Here is a 20,637-nt window from a genome sequence, read left to right on the forward strand (position 1 = left end):
GGCCATTGCGATGATGAATCGACGGGAATTACTGGGCAGTTCGCTGGCGCTGGCCTCGTTGGCCACGATCGCACAAGCGCAGGAGATGACGCTGGCGACGCCCCACGACGACTTGCTGCAGCAACTGCAACGCGACCTAGAGAAACACGCGGCGCTGGGCGACAAAGGCAGTGGGGGCAAAGGCGACCGTGGGACAGCCGATTGGATTGCATCGCGGCTCAAAGCGTCCGGGTACGTCATTGAAGAGCAGAACGTGTCGCTCCCGCACTTCGAGACGGTGCGTTCCGAGCTCGCCTGGGAAGGGCATAAAGTCCAGGTGAAACCCCAACCTGTCGTGGTGTCGACTTCAACGGCAGGCCTGACTGCAAAGGCCGTGCTGATCCACGATCCCTCCCAGGCGCCCGAGGCTTCGGGAAAGATTGCGGTACTGGTGCTGCCCCATGACAAACATGCGGCGCTGTTCATGGGGCAGGCGGGGCGTTTTCTTGAGGCCGCCGTCAAGGCAGCTCCTGCCGCCATCGTCATCGTCCCGGTCGGGCCGACAGGAGGGATCGTCGGTCTCAATACACGACTGAAACCGATGACCGATGTGCCCATCGTCGTCATGGCCCCCAGTGACCTGCCGTCATTGATACCGGCAATCATGCAGGACAGAAGCATCACGCTGACGGTGTCGGGCCAGGCAAGCCAGCGCGACACCGTCAACCTGATAGGACGAAGAGTGGCAGGCAAGAAATGGTTGGTCATTTCCACGCCACGCACAGGCTGGTTCTCCTGCGTGGCCGAGCGCGGCACGGGAACTGCCGCTTTTTTGCATCTTGCCCAATGGGCAGCGAAGCGCTTTGCCGACCACTCGATCTGTGTCATCAATTCCGGTGGCCATGAAATGGATTTTGCCGGTATGCACAAAGCCGTGCCGCTCGCGCCGCCACCAGAGGCCACGGCGATCTGGACCCACATCGGCGCAGGCTTGGCTACGCGCGACTGTCTCGACCTGGCGAGTCGGGACACGCCCTTCTTCCTTCCCTCCGCCGACCCGCAACGCGCGCTGATGGTATCGCCTGCGCTCATGGACAAGGCGACACGGGTATTCGCCGGTCTGCCGGGCCTGGAGCGTCCCCTCAATGCGTTGAAAGGCAAAGGAGAACTGTCGGGCATCATCGAGCGCGGATACCTCAATGCCTTCGCGGTGCTGGGCGTACATCGCTGGTTCCATACCCAGGAGGACACCCTGGAAAAAGTCGATGCCAGCCTCCTGATACCGGTGGTGGAGGCCCATAAATCCATGATCGAAGCCTTTTCTTGAAGGCAGGCCGAGGCACGCCGCTCGGCCTGGCGCCGGCGGCGTATTTGAATGTCTGACTTGAAAAATCGGGGTGGGTACTGAATTCAATGGAAGCCAGAAACGAAAAAAGCGGCCATAGGCCGCTTGTTTCGTAGCTTCAAGGCGTTCAGTGGGCCTCGAAGCAGATATGGCGCAGCGGACGGGACTCGAACCCGCGACCCCCGGCGTGACAGGCCGGTATTCTAACCGACTGAACTACCGCTGCGTATCGCTGTGGACTTGCGTCCAGTTAACTCGTCTGATCCAAACCTTTAGGCTTGAATCTCGAACCAGGCGAACCTGCTTCGGAAAATATGGCGCAGCGGACGGGACTCGAACCCGCGACCCCCGGCGTGACAGGCCGGTATTCTAACCGACTGAACTACCGCTGCGCGTCGGTGGAGGCTTTTGACAGCTTCCGTCTTGCTTTCGCAAGACTCTCGTAAAACATGGTGGGTGATGACGGGATCGAACCGCCGACATTCTGCTTGTAAGGCAGACGCTCTCCCGGCTGAGCTAATCACCCTTTGCTTCGCTGAGGCCGCGAAATTTACGCAGGTACCGAAGCTAAGTCAATAGCAGGGTTGGAGTTTTTTCAAAAACAGTTTCAAGCGGTGGCGGCAACCGCCTCACTCATAAATCATTTTCTTGGTCATGCCGCCGTCCACCACGAACTCCTGCCCCGTGACAAAACCGGCATTGCGCGACAACAACCACGCCACCATCGCCGCCACGTCCTCCACGGCGCCTACCCTGCCCGCCGGGTGCTGGGCATGGTCGGCATCGGTCAGTGGCTGCGCACGGCGCTGTGAGGGGTCTCGCGCATCGATCCAGCCAGGGCTGACAGCGTTGACGCGGATCTCCGGTCCCAAGCTGATTGCCAGGGCATGGGTCAGGGCCAGCAGGCCGCCCTTGCTCGCCGCATAGGCTTCGGTGTCAGGTTCCGATTGCGCGGCGCGGGTCGAGGCCAGGTTGACGATAGCGCCGTTGTGGGCGCGCAGATACGGCGCGCAGTGCTTGGCCAGCAGCATCGGCCCACCCAGGTTCACCGCCAGAACCCGATTCCAATAAGCCAGGTCCAGGCTTTCCAGGGTGATGTTGTGCGGGTCGGCGATGGCTGCGTTGCACACCAGTGCGTCGAGCCGTCCGAACTGTCCGAGCACCTCGGCGATACCGGTGGCGACCTGCGCCTCGTCCGCCACGTCCATGGCGATGAACCAGGCATTGTCGCCCAGGCTCTTCGCCACCTTGGAACCGCGCTCGCGATCCAGGTCGGTCAGCACCACCTGCCAGCCTTCACAGATCAGCCAGGCAGCGATGCCCAGGCCGATGCCCCGCGCGGCGCCCGTAACCAGTGCAACCCGGCCATGAGTACCGCTCGGCGGCGTCGCCAGCTCGATCACAAGGCCGCCAACCCGCGGGCCAGGTCGGCTTGCAGGTCCGCCACGTCTTCCAGGCCGACCGCAACGCGGATCAGGCTGTCACGAATACCCGCCGACTCCCGCTCCTGGGGCGACAAGCGACCGTGGGACGTGGTGCTCGGGTGGGTGATGGTGGTCTTACTGTCACCCAGGTTGGCCGTGATGGAAATCAATCGGGTCGCGTCGATGAAGCGCCAGGCGCCCTCCTTGCCCCCCTTGACCTCAAAGCTCACCACCGCGCCGAAACCGCGTTGCTGACGCAAGGCCAGGTCATGTTGCGGATGGCTCTTGAGACCGGCGTAATGCACTTTCTCGATGCCGTCCTGTTGCTCCAGCCACTCGGCCAGGGCCTGGGCATTGGCGCAATGGGCTTTCATACGCAGGCCGAGGGTTTCCAGGCCCTTGAGGAAAACCCAGGCATTGAACGGACTGAGGGTTGGCCCGGCAGTGCGCAGGAAACCCACCACTTCCTTCATCTGCTCGCCACGGCCGGCCACCACGCCACCCATGCAACGACCCTGGCCGTCGATGAACTTGGTCGCCGAATGCACCACCATGTCCGCCCCCAGCTTCAGCGGCTGCTGCAGCGCCGGGGTGCAGAAGCAGTTATCGACCACCAGCATGGCGCCCTTGGCGTGGGCTATTTCCGCCAGCGCGGCGATGTCCACCAGCTCGGCCAGGGGGTTGGAAGGCGACTCGACGAACAGCAGCTTGGTATTGGCCTTGATTGCCGCATCCCAAGCGGACAGGTCCGCCAGGGGCACGTAATCGACTTCCACGCCAAAGCGCTTGAAGTACTTTTCGAACAGGCTGATGGTCGAACCGAAGACGCTGCGTGACACCAGCACGTGGTCGCCGGCGCTGCACAGGCTCATCACCACGGCCATGATCGCCGCCATGCCGGTGGCCGTCGCCACGGCTTGCTCGGCGCCTTCCAAGGCAGCAATGCGCTCCTCGAACGCCCGCACGGTCGGGTTGGTGTAGCGCGAGTAGACGTTGCCCGGCACCTCGCCGGCAAACCGCGCCGCCGCGTCGGCGGCCGTGCGGAACACGTAGCTGGAGGTAAAGAAAATCGGATCGCCATGTTCGGCTTCCGGTGTACGGTGCTGACCCGCGCGAACCGCCAGGGTATCGAACGCTACGCCTTCAAGGTCGCTGTCCAGCCGACCGGCATCCCAATCCTGACTCATGCTGTCACTCCTTAATCGGTTAAACGCAAACCGGCCCCTCGGGGCCGGTTCGTGACTCAGTTGTTGTACAGATCGATGATCGCACTGACCGCCTGGGTCTTGGCCTTGGACGCATCGTTACGCGCGTTCTCGATCTTGTTCAGGTAGGCCTCGTCGACATCGCCGGTGACGTACTTGCCGTCGAATACCGCGCAATCGAACTGCTCGATCTTGATCTTGCCACCGCCCACTGCCTCGATCAGGTCCGGCAGGTCCTGGTAGATCAGCCAGTCGGCGCCGATCAGGTCGGCCACGTCCTGGGTGGAACGGTTATGAGCGATCAGCTCATGGGCACTCGGCATGTCGATGCCGTAGACGTTCGGGTAGCGCACGGCCGGGGCCGCGGAGCAGAAGTACACGTTCTTGGCACCCGCTTCACGGGCCATCTGGATGATCTGCTTGCACGTGGTGCCACGAACGATGGAGTCATCCACCAGCATCACGTTCTTGCCGCGGAACTCCAGTTCGATGGCGTTGAGCTTCTGGCGTACGGATTTTTTCCGTGCGGCCTGGCCCGGCATGATGAAGGTCCGGCCGATGTAGCGGTTCTTCACGAAGCCTTCGCGGAACTTGACGCCCAGGTGGTTCGCCAGCTCCAGGGCCGCGGTGCGGCTGGTGTCCGGGATCGGGATGACCACGTCGATGTCGTGTTCCGGACGCTCGCGCAGGATCTTGTCGGCCAGTTTCTCGCCCATGCGCAGGCGCGCCTTGTAGACCGAGACACCGTCGATGATCGAGTCCGGACGCGCCAGGTAGACGTGTTCGAAGATGCACGGGGTCAGGGATGGGTTGGTCGCGCACTGGCGGGTGTGCAGCTTGCCGTCTTCAGTGATGTAGACCGCTTCGCCCGGGGCCAGGTCGCGAATCAGGGTGAAACCCAGCACGTCCAGGGACACGCTTTCGGAGGCAATCATGTACTCGACGCCTTCGTCGGTGTGGCGCTGGCCGAACACGATCGGGCGGATACCATGGGGATCGCGGAAACCGACGATGCCGTAGCCGGTGATCATCGCCACCACCGCGTAGCCACCCACGCAACGGTTGTGCACGTCGGTCACGGCGGCAAACACGTCTTCTTCGGTCGGCTGAAGCTTGCCGCGCTGGGCCAGCTCATGGGCGAACACGTTGAGCATCACTTCCGAGTCGGAATTGGTGTTGACGTGGCGCAAGTCAGATTCGTAGATCTCCTTGGCCAGTTGCTCGACGTTGGTCAGGTTACCGTTGTGCGCCAGGGTGATGCCGTAAGGCGAGTTGACGTAGAACGGCTGGGCTTCAGCCGACGTCGAGCTGCCTGCGGTCGGGTAACGCACATGGCCGATGCCCATGTGACCGACCAGGCGCTGCATGTGACGCTGGTGGAACACGTCACGCACCAGGCCGTTGTCCTTGCGCAGGAATAACCGGCCGTCATGGCTGGTCACGATACCGGCAGCGTCCTGGCCGCGGTGCTGGAGCACGGTTAGCGCGTCATACAGCGCCTGATTGACGTTCGACTTACCGACGATACCGACGATGCCACACATGCGACGCAACCCCTACTTAATGGATCTGAACTGAACACACTTACTGCGGCGTTTTGGCCGTCGGCAAGAGGTGTTCCTTGAACGGTATTTCAGCGGGTACGCTGATACCGCTGGCAAGCCACTGACTGCTCCAACCCAGGATCAGGTTTTTGGACCAGTCTGCGACCAATAGAAATTGTGGCACGAGCCGGGACTCCTGCCACCACGTATCCTGCTGTACCGGCCCCAGGCTCAAGAGCCCGACGGCCACGACCACCAGCAACGCGCCACGCGCCGCGCCAAAGGCCATGCCCAGAAACCGGTCCGTCCCGGAAAGCCCGGTGACGCGAATCAGTTCGCCGATCAGATAATTGATCATTGCGCCAACCAGTAAGGTGGCGATAAACAAGATGGCACAGCCCGCGATCACGCGGGCCGAGGGAGTTTCGATGTATCCGGCGAGGTACTGGGACAGCGAACCACCAAACATCCAGGCTACGACTCCCGCAATGATCCAGGTCAGCAGCGAGAGGGCTTCCTTGACGAAGCCGCGGCTCAGACTGATCAATGCGGAGATGGCGACGATCGCAACGATCGCCCAGTCAACCCAGGTAAATGGCACGGTGCAGCCTACAGACGGATAAGGCGGCGCATTTTAGCAGAGCGCAGGGCTGTCGGTAAGCTGCACGATTCAAATCAGCTAAATCGCTGTCAGCCGCGCTCTGGCTGGAAGCGCACCACAAACCCCTTGAGGTTCTGCTGGCGGCTGAGCAGGTCACGCAGGCGGTCGGCTTCGGCACGCTCGATCAGCGGCCCGACAAACACCCGGTTCTTGCCATCGGCGGAACGGATGTAGGCGTTGTAGCCCTGGCTGCGCAGGGTTTTCTGCAAGTTCTCGGCACTTTCGCGACTGGTCAGGCTGGCTAGTTGCACCGACCAACTGACCGATAGGCCATTGGCATCCACGCGACTCTGGGTCGTGTCCAGCTTGGCCGGGGCCGCGGTAATCGGCTGGCTCGGGGCCGGCTTGATCGCCGGTGCAGCGGGCACAGGCACGGGGGCGACAGCCGGTTTGCTCGGCGCAGCGGGAGCCGGCGTGGCAGGCGTCGGTGCAGGCGCAATGGGCATGGAAGGCGCAGCAGATTGCTCAGCCAGTTCCTCGTCGCTGGGCACAGGTTCCTGGGGCAACGCCTGGGGTTCGGGTACGGCCACTGGCTCGACCTGCACGGGCGGCACCGAAGGCGCCTGTGGCGCGGCCGGCGCATCGACCGTGACCTGGCGTTGCTCGTCCTGGCGGGAAAACAGCATCGGCAGGAAAATCACCGCCAGGGCCACCAACACCAGAGCCCCGACCATGCGCTGCTTGTACGCTTTATCCAGCAATGCCATCTGCAGCTTCCTCCGTGGAGCGCCGGGCCAACCATTGAAGGGCCTCGGCAACACAAAAAAATGATCCGAACAGCAGGATTTCATCATCGGCCGTCGCCAGGGCGCACTGCCCTTCCAGGGCGGCGGCCACACTGGCGTAGGCTTGCACAGAAGCACCGTGACGGTGCAAGGCGTCCTGCAACTCAGCCGCCGTGCGCGAACGCGGCGAATCCAGCGGCGTCACCGCCCAGTGCTGGACACTAGCATCCAACGCCTCGACAACGCCATCCAGATCCTTGTCGGCCAGTAGCCCGAACACCGCCAGGCGCCGCCCCACCACGGGCCGCCGCGCCAGGCGCTCGGCCAGGTACTGCGCCGCATGGGGGTTATGACCGACATCCAGCAACAGGTTCAGACGCTTGCCTTGCCAGTCGAACTGACGACGGTCGAGGCGCCCGACCACACGGGTCGCCTGCAGCGCCTGGACGATTTGCCCGGCCTCCCAGGGCAAGCCCAGCAACAGGTAGGCCTGGAGCGCCAGCGCGGCATTCTCCATCGGCAGGTCCAGCAGCGGCAGATCGCGCAACTCCACCGGATTGCCCTGCAGGTCGCTGCCGCGCCATTGCCAATGCTGCTCGGTCATCGCCAGGTCGAAATCCCGCCCGCGCAGAAAGAACGGGCAGTTCAATTCGCGAACCTTGTCCAGCAACGGCTGAGGGGGATTGAGATCGCCGCAAAGCGCAGGCGCGCCCTGGCGAAAGATGCCGGCCTTCTCGAAGGCCACGGATTCGCGGGTATCGCCCAGGTAATCGGCGTGGTCCACGCCAATGCTGGTGACCAGTGCAATGTCTGCGTCCACCAGGTTGACCGTATCCAGCCGTCCGCCCAGGCCGACTTCCAGCACAACCGCATCAAGACCGGCACGGGCAAACAACCAGAACGCCGCCAGGGTGCCCATCTCGAAATACGTGAGGGTTGTATCGCCTCGCCCGGCTTCCACCGCGGCAAAGGCTTCGCACAGCTGGGCGTCAGTGGCTTCGACGCCATTGACCTGCACCCGCTCGTTGTAACGCAGCAGGTGCGGCGAGCTGTAGACGCCCACGCTCAGGCCCTGGGCCCGCAGCAGCGAAGCCACGAAGGCGCAGGTCGAACCCTTGCCGTTGGTGCCGGTGACGGTGATGACCCGGGGCGCCGGCTTGGCCAGTCCCATGCGGGACGCTACCGTCTGCGAGCGCTCCAGCCCCATGTCGATGGCCGATGGATGCAACTGCTCGAGGTAGGCAAGCCAGTCGCCCAGGGTGCGTTGGGTCATAGCCCGGCAGGCACTGGTGGAACCACGATCGGTTCGATCGGTGCGGCGACGAAGGTCGGCGTCGGCAAGCCCATCAGTTGGGCCAGCAGGTTGCCCAGGCGCGGACGCAGCTCCTGACGATGGATGATCATGTCGATGGCGCCGTGTTCCAGCAGGAACTCGCTGCGCTGGAAGCCTTCCGGCAGCTTCTCACGCACGGTCTGCTCGATCACACGCGGGCCAGCGAAGCCGATCAGGGCCTTCGGCTCGCCGACGATCACGTCGCCCAGCATGGCCAGACTGGCGGAAACACCGCCATAGACCGGGTCGGTCAGCACCGAAATGAACGGAATGCCTTCTTCACGCAGGCGCGCCAATACCGCGGAGGTCTTGGCCATTTGCATCAGGGAGATCAGGGCTTCCTGCATCCGCGCACCGCCGGAAGCAGCGAAGCAGATCATCGGGCAACGGTTTTCCAGGGCGTGGTTGGCGGCGCGAACGAAACGCTCGCCGACGATGGCACCCATGGAGCCGCCCATGAAGGAGAATTCGAAGGCAGAAACCACCACCGGCATGCCCAGCAAGGTGCCGCTCATGGACACCAGGGCGTCTTTTTCACCGGTCTGCTTCTGGGCAGCGGTCAGGCGATCCTTGTATTTCTTGCCGTCGCGAAATTTCAGGCGATCCACCGGCTCCAGGTCGGCGCCCAGTTCCACGCGGCCTTCTGCGTCCAGGAAAATATCGATACGGGCACGCGCGCCGATGCGCATGTGGTGGTTGCACTTGGGGCAAACGTCCAGGGTCTTTTCCAGCTCGGGACGGTACAGCACCGCCTCGCAGGACGGACATTTGTGCCACAGACCTTCAGGCACCGAGCTTTTCTTCACCTCGGAACGCATGATCGAAGGGATCAGTTTGTCTACTAACCAGTTGCTCATGCTTTCTTTCTCCAGTACCGGCGGCCCGAACGCTCTGGTTCGCGGCCCCGCGTATGCCCTTGAGCTAAATTCATTGTGCGGCGAGGGTCGAACGGCCATCACGGTCAGCGCAAAACATGACCTGCGTGCCGTCCAACCTCCTCAGCCTTCCCGGCAACCACTACTGCGGTTGCCACTACGCTATCGGCCCACCCGAAGGCGGCGCCTGCCTGCTTTGTACAGTGCAGGTATGGACGGCGGCAGTCTGCCAGCCGTCACATTGACTACTGGCTGTTGCGAACAGCAGCCATGAACGCACGAATCTTTGCCGGGTCCTTGATGCCCTTGTCCTGCTCCACCCCACCGCTCACGTCCACCGCATAAGGGCGAACCTGACGAATGGCCGCCGCGACGTTTTCCGCCGTCAGGCCACCGGCCAGGATGATCGGCTTGCTCAACCCTTGCGGCACCAGCGACCAGTCGAATGCCTCACCGGTACCGCCGGGAACGCCTTCCACATAGGTGTCCAGCAAGATGCCGCTGGCACCGGTGAAGGCCTCGCAACCGGCGGCGATGTCGTCACCGGCCTTGACCCGCAACGCCTTGATGTACGGACGATGCCAGCCTTCACAGTCGGCCGGGGCTTCGTCGCCATGGAACTGCAACAGGCCCAGCGGCACCGCATCGAGGATCTCGCCCAGCTCGCAACGACTGGCATTGACGAACAGCCCCACCGGGGTTACGAACGGCGGCAAGGCCTGGATGATCGCCCGGGCCTGCTGCACCGTGACCGCCCGTGGGCTCCTGGCGTAGAACACCAGCCCGATGGCATCGGCCCCGGCCTCGACCGCCGCCAATGCGTCCTCGACGCGGGTAATCCCGCAAATCTTGCTGCGAACGACCGGCATGGTGGCTAAAACCTCAGGCAAATCCGTGAAAGTCCCGGATGGTAACAAATGATGCGGAGGGCGTCAGCCGTCGAGTTCCGAGAAGCCTGTGAGGAAATGTGGCCCGATGTAACGCTCCGGCAGCTCGAACTCATCGCGATATTCGACCTGTACCAGGTACAAGCCAAACGGGTGCGCGGTGACGCCACCGGAGCGACGGACACGACTGTCGAGCACTTCCTTGATCCACGCCACCGGCCGCTCGCCAGCGCCGATGGTCATCAGCACCCCAGCTATGTTGCGCACCATGTGATGCAGGAAGGCACTGGCGCGGATGTCGAGTACGATCATCTTGCCGTGACGGGTCACGCGCAGGTGATGCAGCTCCTTGATCGGCGACTTGGCCTGGCACTGGCCGGCACGGAAAGCACTGAAATCGTGAACCCCGACCAGGTACTGCGCGGCCTCGGCCATGCGCTCGACGTCCAGCGGACGGTGGTTCCAGGTGATTTCCTCGTTCAGGTGCGCCGGACGGATCTGATCGTTGTAGATCACGTAGCGATAACGCCGGGCGATGGCCTTGAAGCGCGCATGAAAATGCGCCGGCATCACCTTGGCCCAACTGACGCTGACATCGTGTGGCAAGTTGATGTTGGCGCCCATCACCCAAGCCTTCATCGAGCGTTCGACCTGGGTGTCGAAATGCACCACCTGGCCGCAGGCATGCACGCCGGCATCGGTACGGCCGGCGCAATGCAGCGACACAGGCGAGTCAGCGACTTTGGACAGCGCGTTTTCGAGGGTTTCCTGCACCGTCAATACACCAGACGCCTGGCGCTGCCAGCCACGATAGCGCGAGCCCTTGTATTCAACGCCCAAGGCGATCCGGAAAAAGCCGTCGGCCGCCATTTCGGCGGCCGGGTTGTCTATGTTTGCCAAGGAATTACAGCCTGCTGAAGTACGCAAAGGCGGGCATTATAAGGCCGGCGGCTTGGGATGCCAGCCCGGCGGGTGATCCTGTGTTGAATGGGCTGGCGCTAGCGCGAGCAAGCTCGGCTCCCACAGGGGTTATCCCACGCTCATGAGTTCCGCGCTCACCGCAAATCCCTTGTGGGAGCCGAGCTAGCTCGCGATAGCGGTGGGTCAGCTTGCATTGATGCCAGCCCAAACATCAGTAAATCCCGCCGCAAACAAAAACGGCAGCCTCACTGGCTGCCGTTCTTGTATAACCGCTGATTCACGCCAGGCGCGACAACATTTCCTGTGCTTCGCTCTTTTGTGTGGCATCGCCCTCACTGAGCACTTCGCCAAGGATGTCGCGGGCGCCGTCGTTGTCACCCATGTCGATGTAGGCCTGGGCCAGATCGAGCTTGGTCGCCACCTCGTCGGTACCGCTGAGGAAGTCGAAGTCCGGCTCGTCTTCAGCACCCGCCAAGGCATCTTCGGCGGTGAACGTCGGCTGGCCCAGGCTATCGGACAGGCGATCCAGTTCGGCGTTTACGTCGTCCAGCTCGGATTCGAAGGCATCCTTTGGCTGGTCATGGGCATCCATCTCGTCGGCGAGGGACAGATCGAAGTCCGCTGGCAGCTCGAGATCGTCGGCCGGTGTATCGTCCAAGGCGGGCGTTTCGGCTGCTGGAATATCCAGGCCTTTGAGGTCATCGTCCAGGTCCAGCAGGAAGTCTTCATCGGCAAGCGCCGGGGCCGGGGCGTCGGCACCCAGGTCCAGGTCGAACTCCGACAGGTCGTCCAGGCTTTCGCTGGCTTCAGTCTGCTGCTTGAGCACCGACTCGAAACTCAGGTCGTCGTCTTCCGGGAACGCGTCCAGCTCGGCGACAGGCTCGGGGGCCGGCGCGACCGGAGTTTCCAGGTCATCCAGGCTCAGGTCGAAGGCGCTGTCCAGCTCCTCGTCGGTGGGCGAATTGTCTTCCAGCAGGTCCTTGACGTACTGCGCGTCCAACTCAGCCGCTACCGTCGCTGCGGCCAGGCCAGCGGTGGTAGCGACCACCATGGCCGGGAAACGGCTTTTCAGCTGTTCGACCTGGGCGAAGTTGTCGCCATTGGCCACCAGTTGGCGTTCCTGGGCGACAAACGCATCGCGGTCGCCCTGCTGACCGTAGACTTCCATCAGTTTCAGGCGCAGGTCGCTGCGCTGGGGTTCGGCCTTGATGCCCTGCTCAAGCAGGTCGGCGGCCTGGTTCAAGCGGCCGCGATCGATATGGGACTGGGCCTGAGGCAGCACGTCGTCGGAGCGTTCGGCGGCCGGAGCCACCAATGGCGCGGCGATCGGCGGCGTGACCACCACAGGCGCGACCACCGGGGCCGGCTTGGGCACTGGCGCAGGGGCCGGTACGGGTTTGGGCTCGAGTTTTACGCTTGGCGATGGAACCTCAATGCCCTCGAAGCTGCTCGGGGGCAGATCGAGCTCCGGGGAGAAGTCAGCCTCCTCCTCGAGGGCCCGGGCCATGCGCAAGTGTTTTTCCGCTTCCTGTTGAGCCTTGCGGCGACGGGCGAGCAACAACAGCAGCAACAGCAGGAGCAGCGCGCCGCCGCCAATCAGCCCCAGCAGGATCGGATTGGTCAGCAGGTCGTTGTATTTTTGCTCGCTGGACGCAGCAGGTGCCGGCTCGACGGTGGCAGGCGGCGTCGCTTGCGGGGTCGCCTCTGGCGCAGGTGCAGTCGTCGGGGCCTGTGCCGCTGGCGCGGGGGTCAGCTCGGCGGACATCGCCGGTGGCGCCTCGCCAGCAGATGCTTCGCCAGCAGGAGGAATGGCGGCACCTTCGGCCTGCATCTTGGCCAGTTGATTGTTCTTCAGCTCGATCAGGCGCTGCAGCTTGTCCAGTTGGCTCTGCAGATCCGCCATGCGACTTTTCAGTTCTTCGTTATCCCGGCGCGCCGAATCGAGGCTTTCCTGGGTGACTGCCAGCTTGTTGCTGAGCGCCTGGGCATCGCCGGCTGCGCCTTTGCCGCCCGCCTTCGCCGAATCGGCCGACACCAGGCTCAAGTTGTCGCGACCGGCCGCCTGTGCCGGCGCGCCTTCGCCACGCCCCCGCTTGGTGGCATCCAACTGCTGCTTGCCGGCACTCGCCACGCCACGACGCCCCGCACGCCAGGCGGCGTTCTGCGCAGCCACTTCGGCGATGGCCTGGGGTTGCGGCAATGCCGTGCTTTGCACCGGATCCGGCAGGCGCAATACCTGGCCGGTCTTGAGCAGGTTGATGTTGCCATTGATGAACGCGTGCGGGTTCAACGCCTGGATCGCCAGCATGGTTTGCTGGACAGACCCACCGTTGCGCACCTTGGCGGCGATTTCCCACAGGGTATCGCGCGGCGTGGTGGTGTATTGGGAAGGCTTGGTGGCCCCAGTGACCGGCGTGGACACGACCTGGGGCGGTTTCGCCCGGGCGGCATCGCTGGCCTGCGGCGAGAATTTGGAGGGGTCGAGCAACACGCTGTAGTCGCGCAGCAGACGGCCGTTGGGCCACATCACCTGAACCAGGAACTTGACCATGGGTTCGGACAGCGGCCGGCTGGACGTGACCCGCAGGACGCTCTTGCCGTTGGCATTGATCACCGGGGTGAAGCTCAGGTCATTGAGAAAGGCCTGGCGGTCGACCCCGGCCTTGGCGAAGTCGTCGGGCGAGGCCAGGCTCGGCACGACTTCGGCGGCGGTCAGTTGCTGGACGTCGAGCAGCTCGATCTCGGCGACCAGAGGCTGGTTCGGCGCCGACTTCAGGGTCAATTCCCCCAGCCCGAGCGCTTGCGCCATACCGGAGGACAGCGCCGAGGCGGCCGCTATTGCTAACACCAGTTTGCGAACTTGAACCATAGCCTCTTCCTTTGTTTGAACATTCCTCGGCCAGCGAGAAGGTATTGATGCCGCTGCCGTAAGGCATTGCGCGCAGCCCCGAATCGACGGTGCGCGCGATCATTTCACTCATGCCCCGGGAAAGTCCCCCAGAGGGATGTTCGCCTCAAGCATTCCGACCAAGCATAGCGCCCAGCTAGAATCATTCGACAAATTGATGCCAAGTATCTTTTACAGCAAGTCTTTTATCAACAACTCAGCCACCTGCACGGCATTGAGCGCCGCGCCCTTGCGCACGTTATCTGACGTCAGCCACATATTTAGTTCAGCCGGATCGTCGATCCCACCGCGTACCCGACCAACGTAGACCACATCCTGCCCCACCGCATCACCCACCGCAGTCGGGTAATCGCCCGCCTCCACCAGCTCGATACCGGGCGCCGCTTCCAGGGCCGCATTGACCTTGGCCAGGTCGACGGCGCTCGCAGACTGCACGGTCACGCTAAAGCTATCGCCAAAAAACACCGGGGCTTGAATGCAAGTGACGGAAATCTTTAACAAAGGTTGATCCAGCACCTGGCGCAGCTCACGGACCAGGCGCTTTTCCAGCGACGTATGGCCCTGCTCGTCCGGGGCACCGACCTGGGCCAACAGGTTGAACGCTATCTGTCGGTCAAAGAACGCCGGCTCCAGCGGACGGGCGTTGAGCAGCTCGGCGGTCTGGCGCGCCAGCTCGCTCACGGCCACGCGGCCCTGGGCGGACACCGCGAGACTGGCGGTCAGGCTGATACGCTGCAGCTCCAGGCATTCGCGCAATGGTGCCAGCACGACCGCCAGGGCCGTGGCCGATGCGCTGGGGCTGCTGACCTGCAACGGCTTGGCCATGCTGGCCAGGACCTGGGCGTTGGCTTCCGGCACGATCTGTGGTGCCTGCTCGGGCGGCAAGGCGCCAGACAAGTCGATCAGCGCACAGCCGGCCGCCGTGGCTCGCGGGGCGAAACTCAGGGTCACCGCCGGGCCGGCAGCGAAGAACACCAGTTGGACTTTGCTGAAGTCGAACTCGTCGACCTCGCGCACCCGCACGTTTTTATTGCGAAACATCACCGAGCTGCCTGCCGATTCGCTGCTGGCCAGCAGGTGCAGGTTGCCGACCGGGAAGTCCCGTTCTTCGAGAATCTGGACGAGGGTTTCGCCGACAGTACCGGTGGCGCCGATCACGGCAATATCAAAGGACTGGCTCATGGGTCTACCTCAGGTAAAACGTGGGGAGCGGCACTTTACCGGGTGGTGGGTATGCAGGCAATTGGCTGGGGGACTTGCAGTGCCTGGACTGGCCTCATCGCGAGCAAGCTCGCTCCCACATGGGATCTTCAGTGATTGTAAAACCTGTGGGAGCGAGCTTGCTCGCGATGAGGCCAGCCCTGACACACAACTGTCGCCCAATAAAAAACCCGCACCTCTCACAAGGCACGGGCTCTTTCACAACAGCAATCGATCAACGTTCGAGCAGGATCCGCAGCATGCGGCGCAGCGGTTCGGCCGCGCCCCACAGCAACTGGTCGCCGACAGTGAAAGCACCGACGAATTGCGAACCCATGTTCAATTTGCGCAAACGGCCCACCGGTACATTCAGGGTGCCGGTGACCTTGGTCGGGCTCAGCTCCTGCATGCTGGTTTCGCGATTGTTCGGCACCAGCTTGACCCACGGGTTGTGCTGGCTGATCAGGCCTTCGATGTCGGCGATCGGCACGTCTTTGTTCAGCTTGATGGTCAGCGCCTGGCTGTGGCAGCGCATGGCGCCGATGCGCACGCAGATGCCGTCCACCGGGATCGGGCTCTTGAAGCGGCCCAGGATCTTGTTGGTTTCGGCCTGGGCCTTCCACTCTTCGCGGCTCTGGCCGTTGGGCAGCTCCTTGTCGATCCACGGAATCAGGCTGCCGGCCAGCGGCACGCCGAAGTTCTCGGTCGGGTAGGCATCGCTGCGCATCGCCTCGGCAACCTTGCGGTCGATGTCCAGGATGGCGCTGGCCGGGTTGGCCAGGTCATCGGCGACAGCGGCGTGGGTCGCGCCCATCTGCTTGATCAGCTCGCGCATGTTCTGCGCACCGGCGCCGGACGCCGCCTGGTAGGTCATGGCGCTCATCCATTCCACCAGGCCCGCTTCGAACAAACCACCCAAGCCCATCAGCATCAGGCTGACGGTGCAGTTGCCGCCGATGTAGTTCTTGGTGCCCGCGTCCAGCTGCTGGTCGATGACCTTGCGGTTCACCGGGTCGAGGATGATCACCGCGTCGTCCTGCATGCGCAGGCTGGATGCGGCGTCGATCCAGTAACCCTGCCAGCCGGCTTCACGCAGCTTGGGGAACACTTCGCTGGTGTAGTCGCCGCCCTGGCAGGTCAGGATCACGTCGAGGGTCTTGAGCTCTTCGATGCTGTAGGCATCCTTGAGCGCACCGGTGTCCTTGCCCACGGACGGGCCCTGGCCACCGACATTGGAGGTGGTGAAAAACACCGGTTCAATGAGATCGAAATCCTGCTCTTCCAGCATTCGCTGCATGAGCACGGAACCGACCATGCCGCGCCAACCGATCAGACCTACACGTTTCATCGCAACTACACCTATACAAAAGTGGGCCACCGTCGAAGCAGTGGGCCCGAAAGATTACAGATTCCGCAGCGCGGCGACTACTGCATCGCCCATTTGCTGCGTACCGACCTTGGTACAACCTTGCGACCAGATGTCACCGGTGCGCAAGCCTTGGTCCAGGACCACGCTGACGGCTTTTTCGATCGCGTCGGCGGCATCGTTCAAGTTGAAGCTATAGCGCAGCATCATCGACACCGACAGGATGGTCGCCAACGGGTTGGCGATGCCCTGCCCGGCGATGTCCGGTGCCGAACCGTGGCACGGCTCGTACATGCCCTTGTTATTGGCGTCCAGGGAGGCGGACGGCAGCATGCCGATGGAACCGGTGAGCATCGACGCTTCGTCGGACAGGATGTCGCCGAACATGTTGTCGGTGACGATCACGTCGAACTGCTTCGGCGCACGCACCAGTTGCATGGCGGCGTTATCGACGTACATGTGGCTCAGCTCGATGTCCGGATAATCCTTGGCCACCTGCTCGACCACTTCACGCCACAGTTGGCTGGAAGCCAGTACGTTGGCCTTGTCCACCGAGCACAGCTTCTTGCCCCGCACGCGGGCCATGTCGAAGCCGACCCGGGCGATACGGCGGATTTCGCTTTCGCTGTACGGCAGGGTGTCGTAGGCCTGGCGCTCGCCATTTTCCAGCTCTCGGGTGCCACGCGGGGCGCCGAAGTAGATGCCGCCGGTCAACTCGCGGACGATGAGGATGTCCAGGCCCGAGACGATTTCCGGCTTCAGGCTCGACGCATCGGCCAGTTGCGGGTACAGGATCGCTGGACGCAGATTGCCGAACAGGCCCAGTTGCGCACGAATCTTCAGCAGGCCGCGCTCGGGGCGGATGTCGCGTTCGATCTTGTCCCACTTCGGGCCGCCCACGGCGCCCAACAGCACAGCATCGGCTGCACGGGCACGGTCCAGGGTTTCATCGGCCAGGGGCACGCCGTGCTTGTCGATGGCTGCGCCGCCGATCACATCGTGGCTGAGTTCGAAGCCCAGGCCGTACTTGTCGTTTGCCAGCTCCAGGACCTTGACCGCCTCGGCCATGATTTCCGGACCGATGCCGTCACCTGGGAGAATCAGAATCTGCTTGCTCATGCTTTCCTCGTTTGCTCTGTCGGCACACGCCTGGGCTTTGCACCCAACGCCTGGCCGGGAAAAATGCTATCGCTCGGCCCACAGCACCAGTACATCTGTACTGAACGAACCATCGGCCTCAATTTCAAAATATTCACGCACTTCATCGCCCATCGAACGCTGCAGCTGGAGAATCGCCGCCCGCATCACCTCGGGGGTGCGCATGCGCTCGACCCAGGAGCGGTATTCCAGGCGCAGGCGCTGACGCGAGGTGCTGCGGGTGTGCAACCCCGCTTCGCTGACCTGGCGCAACCACTCGCTGGCAGAATAATCGCGCACGTGGCTGGTGTCGCGCAGCACTTCGACGCTTTGCAGGTACGTGTCCAGCAACGGCATGCCAGGCGACAGGACGTCGATGAACGCCGCCACGCCGCCCGGCTTGAGCACCCGGCGCACTTCCCGCAACGCCAGGCCCAGATCGCTCCAATGATGCGCCGAATAGCGGCTGAACACGAAGTCGAACTCAGCGTCGGCGAACGGCAGGTGCTCGGCGGCGCCGCATACCGTACCGATATTGCCCAGGCCACGCTCGGCAGCCGCCGTGGCAACCACGTCGAGCATCTGCTGGGACAAATCATAAGCCACCACTTCACCGGCCAGCGGCGCCACGTGGAAACTCACATGGCCGGCGCCGCACCCCAGGTCCAGCACCCGGGCATCGCCACGACCGGCCAATGCAGCTTGTAGCAGCGCGAATTCAGCACCCTGGGCGTGCACGGCACTGCTCAGATAGGCCGAGGCCTGTTCACCGAATTGCTTTTGTACAACCTGACTGTGGGCGGTGCTGGTCATGGGATTTCCTTTTGGTTTTGTCTCGCCTGGGCCGGCCCCATCGCGAGCAAGCTCGCTCCCACAGGGGCTTTGTGAACGCCGCAAATCCAATGTGGAAGCGAGCTTGCTCGCGATGGTGTCTTTACGCCTTACGCAAAATCAAGCATCGCGAAACAGCCAAGGCTGGCTCGCCCGGTGCTTGGCCTCGAACGCGGCAATCGCCTCGCCGTCCTGCAAGGTCAGGCCGATGTCATCCAGGCCGTTGAGCAGGCAATGCTTGCGGAACGCATCGATCTCGAACCCCAGCACCTTGCCATCAGGACGGGTCACGGTCTGGGCGGCCAGGTCGATCTGCAGTTGATAGCCGGGGGTGGCCTCGACCTGCTGGAACAGTTCATCCACGTCAGCATCGCTGAGAATGATCGGCAGCAAGCCGTTCTTGAAGCTGTTGTTGAAGAAGATGTCGGCGTAGCTCGGCGCGATGATGCTGCGGAAACCGTACTCTTCCAGGGCCCACGGCGCGTGCTCGCGGCTCGAGCCGCAACCGAAGTTCTCGCGGGCCAGCAACACGCTGGCGCCTTGGTAGCGCTCGGCGTTGAGCACGAAATCCTTGTTCAGCGGTCGCTTGGAGTTGTCCTGGTACGGCTGACCGACATCCAGGTAACGCCATTCGTCAAACAGGTTCGGGCCGAAACCGGTGCGCTTGATGGACTTCAAGAACTGCTTGGGGATGATCTGGTCGGTGTCGACGTTGGCACGATCCAAAGGCGCGACAAGACCGGTGTGCTGGGTAAAAGCTTTCATGCTGCGCTCCTTCAGATCAATTCGCGAACGTCGACGAAACGGCCGTTGACAGCCGCCGCCGCGGCCATGGCCGGGCTCACCAGGTGAGTACGACCACCGGCGCCCTGACGGCCTTCGAAGTTACGGTTGGAGGTGGAGGCGCAATGCTCGCCCGACTCCAAACGGTCCGGGTTCATCGCCAGGCACATCGAGCACCCCGGCTCACGCCATTCGAAACCGGCCTCGAGGAAAATCTTGTCCAGCCCTTCCGCTTCCGCCTGGGCCTTCACCAGGCCCGAGCCTGGCACCACGATGGCCTGCTTGATGGTCGAGGCCACCTTGCGACCCTTGGCGATCACTGCAGCGGCGCGCAGGTCTTCGATCCGCGAGTTGGTGCAAGAGCCGATGAACACGCGGTCGAGCTGAATGTCGGTGATCGCCTGGTTGGCGCTCAAGCCCATGTATTTCAAGGCGCGGACGATGGAATCGCGCTTGACCAGGTCCATTTCCTTGGCCGGATCCGGTACGTTCTGGTCCACCGCCAACACCATCTCAGGCGAAGTGCCCCAGCTGACTTGCGGCTTGATCTGCGTTGCGTCGAGCTCGACCACGGTGTCGAACTGGGCATCGGCATCGGAGACCAGGTCTTTCCAGGCCTCGACCGCCATGTCCCATTCCGCGCCTTTTGGCGAGAACGGACGACCCTTGACGTATTCCACGGTTTTTTCATCGGCGGCCACCAGGCCAACGCGGGCACCGGCCTCAATGGACATGTTGCAGATGGTCATGCGGCCTTCGACGGACAAGTCGCGGATGGCGCTGCCGGCGAACTCGATGGCATGGCCGTTACCGCCGGCGGTGCCGATCTTGCCGATCACGGCCAGGACGATGTCCTTGGCAGTCACGCCGAACGGCAGCTTGCCTTCGACGCGCACCAGCATGTTTTTCATTTTCTTGGCGACCAGGCATTGGGTGGCGAGCACGTGCTCCACCTCGGACGTGCCGATGCCATGGGCCAAGGCCCCGAAGGCGCCATGGGTCGAAGTATGGGAATCACCGCAGACCACGGTCATGCCGGGCAAGGTCGCGCCCTGCTCCGGGCCGATGACGTGGACGATGCCCTGGCGCACATCGTTCATCTTGAATTCGACGATGCCGTATTCGTCACAGTTATCGTCGAGGGTCTGGACCTGCAGGCGCGAGACCTGGTCGGCAATGGCTTCGATGCCGCCCTTGCGCTCCGGCGTGGTCGGTACGTTGTGGTCCGGGGTCGCGATGTTGGCATCGATGCGCCAAGGCTTGCGCCCGGCCAGGCGCAGGCCTTCGAAGGCTTGCGGCGACGTCACTTCGTGGATGATGTGACGATCGATGTAGATCAGCGCCGAGCCATCGTCGCGCTGCTTGACCAAATGCGAATCCCAGAGCTTGTCGTAGAGCGTTTTGCCGGCCATCAGACGGTTTCCTCATCAGCTTGTTTCTATGCCCCGGGCCTTGAACGAATCAATAACCCCTTGGCTTGTGAGGCTGATCCTATGGGGTTACATTAAATAAC

The 20,637-nt window shown here is 62.9% G+C and carries 17 protein-coding genes and 3 tRNA genes; 1 reads left to right on the forward strand and 19 read right to left on the reverse strand.

Annotated features, from left to right (window positions below; all coding sequences use genetic code 11):
* Positions 1-10: 10 nt before the first annotated feature.
* Entirely contained in the window at positions 11-1,306 is a 1,296-nt protein-coding gene (locus tag ACMTA2_RS22385; protein ID WP_413791822.1) for a hypothetical protein, read from the forward strand.
* Positions 1,307-1,473: 167 nt separating this feature from the next.
* Here the strand turns inward: ACMTA2_RS22385 and ACMTA2_RS22390 are convergent.
* The 19 genes from ACMTA2_RS22390 to leuC form a co-directional block, all read right to left on the reverse strand.
* Positions 1,474-1,550: transfer RNA gene (locus tag ACMTA2_RS22390), tRNA-Asp, on the reverse strand.
* A gap of 89 nt (positions 1,551-1,639) precedes the next feature.
* Positions 1,640-1,716: transfer RNA gene (locus ACMTA2_RS22395), tRNA-Asp, on the reverse strand.
* Between the two features lie 58 nt (positions 1,717-1,774).
* Positions 1,775-1,850 (reverse strand) — tRNA-Val (locus tag ACMTA2_RS22400).
* Positions 1,851-1,953: 103 nt separating this feature from the next.
* Positions 1,954-2,727: an SDR family oxidoreductase gene (locus ACMTA2_RS22405; protein ID WP_413791823.1), complete on the reverse strand. Its 774-nt coding sequence runs from the start codon at positions 2,725-2,727 to the stop codon at positions 1,954-1,956.
* Complete coding sequence (locus tag ACMTA2_RS22410; RefSeq protein WP_413791824.1) at positions 2,724-3,935, reverse strand: O-succinylhomoserine sulfhydrylase; 1,212 nt, start codon at positions 3,933-3,935, stop codon at positions 2,724-2,726. Before ACMTA2_RS22410 ends, ACMTA2_RS22405 begins: the two co-directional genes overlap by 4 nt.
* 56 nt (positions 3,936-3,991) lie before the next feature.
* On the reverse strand, positions 3,992-5,497 hold the full coding sequence (gene purF / locus ACMTA2_RS22415; RefSeq protein WP_413791825.1) for an amidophosphoribosyltransferase: 1,506 nt from the start codon (positions 5,495-5,497) through the stop codon (positions 3,992-3,994).
* Between the two features lie 40 nt (positions 5,498-5,537).
* Positions 5,538-6,098: a CvpA family protein gene (locus tag ACMTA2_RS22420; protein ID WP_030142022.1), complete on the reverse strand. Its 561-nt coding sequence runs from the start codon at positions 6,096-6,098 to the stop codon at positions 5,538-5,540.
* An 89-nt stretch (positions 6,099-6,187) separates the two neighbouring features.
* Complete coding sequence (locus ACMTA2_RS22425) at positions 6,188-6,865, reverse strand: SPOR domain-containing protein (RefSeq protein WP_413791826.1); 678 nt, start codon at positions 6,863-6,865, stop codon at positions 6,188-6,190.
* On the reverse strand, positions 6,849-8,156 hold the full coding sequence (folC, locus tag ACMTA2_RS22430; RefSeq protein WP_413791827.1) for a bifunctional tetrahydrofolate synthase/dihydrofolate synthase: 1,308 nt from the start codon (positions 8,154-8,156) through the stop codon (positions 6,849-6,851). The genes ACMTA2_RS22425 and folC overlap by 17 nt, the downstream gene beginning before the upstream one ends.
* Positions 8,153-9,073, reverse strand: a complete 921-nt coding sequence (gene accD / locus ACMTA2_RS22435) for an acetyl-CoA carboxylase, carboxyltransferase subunit beta (protein WP_060741445.1) — start codon at positions 9,071-9,073, stop codon at positions 8,153-8,155. The genes folC and accD overlap by 4 nt, the downstream gene beginning before the upstream one ends.
* A 263-nt stretch (positions 9,074-9,336) precedes the next feature.
* Entirely contained in the window at positions 9,337-9,960 is a 624-nt protein-coding gene (locus tag ACMTA2_RS22440) for a phosphoribosylanthranilate isomerase (protein WP_413791828.1), read from the reverse strand.
* A 63-nt stretch (positions 9,961-10,023) separates the two neighbouring features.
* The gene (gene truA, locus ACMTA2_RS22445) at positions 10,024-10,848 is read right to left on the reverse strand and encodes a tRNA pseudouridine(38-40) synthase TruA (protein ID WP_413795704.1); all 825 of its coding nucleotides are present in this window, start codon (positions 10,846-10,848) and stop codon (positions 10,024-10,026) included.
* A gap of 328 nt (positions 10,849-11,176) precedes the next feature.
* A complete protein-coding gene (locus ACMTA2_RS22450; RefSeq protein WP_413791829.1) occupies positions 11,177-13,768 on the reverse strand; it encodes a FimV/HubP family polar landmark protein in 2,592 nt (863 codons plus the stop codon).
* A 210-nt stretch (positions 13,769-13,978) separates the two neighbouring features.
* A complete protein-coding gene (locus tag ACMTA2_RS22455) occupies positions 13,979-14,989 on the reverse strand; it encodes an aspartate-semialdehyde dehydrogenase (RefSeq protein WP_413791830.1) in 1,011 nt (336 codons plus the stop codon).
* Positions 14,990-15,242: 253 nt separating this feature from the next.
* Entirely contained in the window at positions 15,243-16,355 is a 1,113-nt protein-coding gene (gene asd, locus ACMTA2_RS22460; protein ID WP_024779161.1) for an aspartate-semialdehyde dehydrogenase, read from the reverse strand.
* A gap of 54 nt (positions 16,356-16,409) precedes the next feature.
* Complete coding sequence (leuB, locus tag ACMTA2_RS22465) at positions 16,410-17,492, reverse strand: 3-isopropylmalate dehydrogenase (protein WP_063320312.1); 1,083 nt, start codon at positions 17,490-17,492, stop codon at positions 16,410-16,412.
* Between the two features lie 66 nt (positions 17,493-17,558).
* On the reverse strand, positions 17,559-18,323 hold the full coding sequence (locus tag ACMTA2_RS22470; RefSeq protein WP_413791831.1) for a class I SAM-dependent methyltransferase: 765 nt from the start codon (positions 18,321-18,323) through the stop codon (positions 17,559-17,561).
* 138 nt (positions 18,324-18,461) lie between these two features.
* Positions 18,462-19,106, reverse strand: a complete 645-nt coding sequence (leuD, locus tag ACMTA2_RS22475; protein ID WP_413791832.1) for a 3-isopropylmalate dehydratase small subunit — start codon at positions 19,104-19,106, stop codon at positions 18,462-18,464.
* Between the two features lie 11 nt (positions 19,107-19,117).
* Entirely contained in the window at positions 19,118-20,536 is a 1,419-nt protein-coding gene (leuC, locus tag ACMTA2_RS22480) for a 3-isopropylmalate dehydratase large subunit (RefSeq protein ID WP_413791833.1), read from the reverse strand.
* Positions 20,537-20,637 lie beyond the last annotated feature (101 nt).

Origin of the sequence: Pseudomonas medicaginis, assembly GCF_965119365.1 — a bacterium.
In the GTDB taxonomy this organism is placed as follows: domain Bacteria; phylum Pseudomonadota; class Gammaproteobacteria; order Pseudomonadales; family Pseudomonadaceae; genus Aquipseudomonas.